This is a genomic window from Stenotrophomonas sp. 05L44_2 (assembly GCF_056665995.1).
This window is the reverse complement of the sequence record NZ_JBFTNR010000503.1, coordinates 1-3,150: the sequence shown is the minus strand read 5'-3', so window position 1 is coordinate 3,150 and position 3,150 is coordinate 1. Positions and strand designations below refer to the sequence as shown.

The 3,150-nt window shown below is 67.7% G+C and carries 4 protein-coding genes; all 4 read right to left on the bottom strand.

Annotated features, from left to right (window positions below; translation table 11 throughout):
- Positions 1–39: 39 nt before the first annotated feature.
- Positions 40–387 carry a hypothetical protein gene (locus AC1VAN_RS16505; protein ID WP_025878246.1) on the bottom strand — a complete coding sequence of 116 codons (348 nt, stop codon included), beginning with the start codon at positions 385–387 and terminating at the stop codon, positions 40–42.
- An 82-nt stretch (positions 388–469) separates the two neighbouring features.
- On the bottom strand, positions 470–1,771 hold the full coding sequence (locus tag AC1VAN_RS16500) for an APC family permease (protein WP_480986218.1): 1,302 nt from the start codon (positions 1,769–1,771) through the stop codon (positions 470–472).
- Positions 1,768–2,532, bottom strand: a complete 765-nt coding sequence (locus tag AC1VAN_RS16495; RefSeq protein WP_313446510.1) for a L,D-transpeptidase family protein — start codon at positions 2,530–2,532, stop codon at positions 1,768–1,770. Before AC1VAN_RS16495 ends, AC1VAN_RS16500 begins: the two co-directional genes overlap by 4 nt.
- Before the next feature lie 12 nt (positions 2,533–2,544).
- A partial coding sequence (locus tag AC1VAN_RS16490; protein WP_480986217.1) for a MurR/RpiR family transcriptional regulator occupies positions 2,545–3,150 on the bottom strand: 606 nt, incomplete at its 5' end.

Genomic DNA, 3,150 nt, shown 5'->3' with positions numbered 1-3,150 from the left:
CGGCGCTACTGGGCCTGCATCAGTCAACTGCTGGAGGGGTCAACCGTGGCGCGTCAGCCGCGGATCGGCTACATGGGCTTCATCCCAACCGCGGCGGACAGCGGCGCGGGCCTGATCCCATTCCAGGCGGCTCTTGCCGCGCTCCGTCGCCCAGCGGGACTGCAACTCCGCTTCGACCTGTTCGTAGGCGCGGATCACCTGATCGGCGCGGGTTTCGTTGAAACGTGCTGCGTGGCCGATCTGATAGGCCGGCTCGTAGTCATCGAACAGCAGGCTGGCGTCGTAATACGGTTCGGCGCTGTAGCGGTCGCGCCAGTAGTCGGAAATGGCCTCGCGCGGGGTGCTGTCTTCCGGTACGCGGCCGGGGATCTGGTAATCGGGGCTCATGGACAGAAGGCTCCGTAGTGGACGAAGCCTGATCGTGCCCATCGGCCGGTTAACGCGCCGGACCGGCAGCGTGATCGGCAGGTCAATCAGCAGCGGCATCCTTGCGCGGCAGCTTGTAGATCACCGCGCCAACGGCGAAGGCGACCAGCGCCGCGACGATGTTCTGCCAGCTGGCACTGGCAAACAGGGCCACGCACAGCAGCAGGGCCAGCACCGGAATCAACGGGCCGCCGGGCAGCTTCAGCGCGCCGGGACGGTCGGCATAGCGCTTGGCCAGTACCAGCACTGCGGCGGCCGTGCCGATGTAGGCGAACAGTCGTGTGGTCATCGACAGCAGTGCCAGCTGCACGAACGACCCGGACAGCGCCAGGCCGAGGGCGATCAGGCCCTGGCAGAAGATCGCCGCGGCCGGGGTACGGAAGCGCGGGTGCACCTGCGCCAGCACCTTCGGGCCGTAGCCATCGCGGGCCAGGGCGAACAGGAAGCGCGGGCCCATCATCATCGTGTTGCTGTTGGTGCCGAGGATGGAGATGGTCGCGCCCACGGTGAGGATCAGCGCCAGCGCCTCGCCGCCGAAGCTGGAGGCCGCATCGGCCAGTGGCGTGGCCGAGTTGGCCAGGCCGGGCAGCGTGCCCTGCGCCACGATCTGCACCGCCGCGTAGATCACGGTGACGGTGACGATCATGGTGATCAGCGCGAACGGGATGTCGCGGCGTGGGTTGCGGTATTCACCGGCTGCGGCCGGAATGTTCTCGAACCCGGCGTAGGCATACAGCAACAGCAGCGCCGCCTCGCCCATGCGCTGCAGGTCGTGCGGGTCCGGGCGCTGGCCGGAGAAGGCCAGCTGTGGGTCGATGTAGAACGCGCCGATGGCCACGAACAACAGCAGCGGCAGCATCTTGCCGATCACCAGCACGATGCCGGTGCGGGCGGCCGAACGCACGCCGATGATGTTCACCCCGGTGAGGAAACCGAGCGAGACAACGATGATCGCGATACGGCCCATGCCTGCGCCTGCCCACGGCCAGAACCGCGCCACAGCGTCGGCCAGCGCATTGCTGAGCGCTGCGGCCGAGCTGATGCGGGTCAGCCAGATCATCCAGCCGATCTCGAAACCGGCGAAGCGGCCAAAGGCTTCGCGCGCGTACAGGTAGCTGCCACCRGGYTCRTCGAARTAGCTGGCCGCCTGCGCGTAGCACAGCACCAGCAGSGCSACSACGATGCCGGCGGCGACCACGCCCCACAGGCTGAAGGGACCGAGCAGGGCGACCGTGGCCGCCGGCAGCAGGTAGATGCCGCTGCCGACCACATCGTTGATGGACAGGCCGACGATCTGCCAGCGGCTGACCGCGCGCTGCAGTTGGGGTTTGTCGGCGGCGCTCAACGTACGGCTCCTTCAAGCGCGGGCAGTTTCCACTGTGCCTGCAGGCGCTGGTATTCGGCCCTTGGCAACAGGACGAAGCGTGGCGTGTCCTGCGGGTGCAGCCAGTCCAGCAACGCCTGCATGCGCACCTCTGGCATCGCAGTGCAGCCAGCGGTGGCCTCGCCGGGCTGGCGCCACAGATGGGCGAAGATGCAGCTGCCCTTGCCGGGTTGGTTGTCCGGGTTGTGCGCGATCACGAAGCCTTCCCGGTAACGCACGTCACCCTGGTTGTGCAGGTCCAGCCGCATCGGTTCGGTGGAACCGGCTATGGCGGCGCTGCCCACCTTCTTCGCATCGACGATGCGGTTGTAGAACGGCGATGCTGGCACGTCCATGCAGTAGCTGCTCTCGAGCATCGGCTGATAGGTCATCGCCGTGCCGGGCCGGGTGATGGCATAGCCGAACGCGCTGCCCAGCGCGAACACACCGGCCGGACTGCGGCCATCGCCCTCCTGTTTCTGCGGACCGCCGGTCTGGGCAGGATGCAGGCCCAGGCCCCAGGCACTGCCGGTGCGACCCAGTGCCACCGGGAAGGCCTGGCCGTGCCTGCGCCAGTGCTTGCCGTCGCGCACGAAGGCCTGCAGCTGGCCCTGCGTGCTGTCCCAGGTCTCGCTGGTGACCACGATCAGTTGGCGAGCGTTGTCCAGCGGGGCAGCGTGGAGAGCAGCTGCGGCAACGAGCAGCAGCGCGGCAGATGCAAGGCGGGCCAGCAGCAGGTTCATCGGGCGCTCCGGTCAGGAATCCAGCAGGTGGTCGATCCGTTCCAGGTTCACCGCCAGCTGCTGCTGGCGATCCGGATTGGCGTGGCAGAGCAGCACGAACAGGAAATCGAGCAGGGCATGCATGGCGCTACGGTACAGCAGCTGCGCCACCTGCGGCGCGCGGTCGTGCGCGCACACCACCAGTGCCGCATCGGCATGCGCACGCAGCGGGTTGGCGGTGTGGCGGGTGATCGACACCACCTTGCCGCCCATGTCCTGGAACTGGCGCGACAGCTGCGAAAGCTGTGGCAACTTGCCGAACTCGGAGAACATCAGCAGCACATCGCCCGGGCGCGCGGCGGACAGGTTGGCCAGCATCAGGATCGGATCGGTATGCGGCACCACCAGCAGGCCGAGCAGCGACAGCCGCATGGCGAATTCGCGCGCGTACAGGCCGTCGTCACCCAGGCCGTATACAAACAGCTTGGGCGCGCAGTCGAGCAGCTGCACGATGCGCTCGATCTCCTCGCGTGGGTTGGCCTGGCGGGTTTCTTCCTCGGCCTGGGCCTTGCTGCGGCGCAGGGCGTCGCCCAGGCGCAGGTAGTCATCGCTGATGTCCGGTTCGGCGGGCGCCTGCTG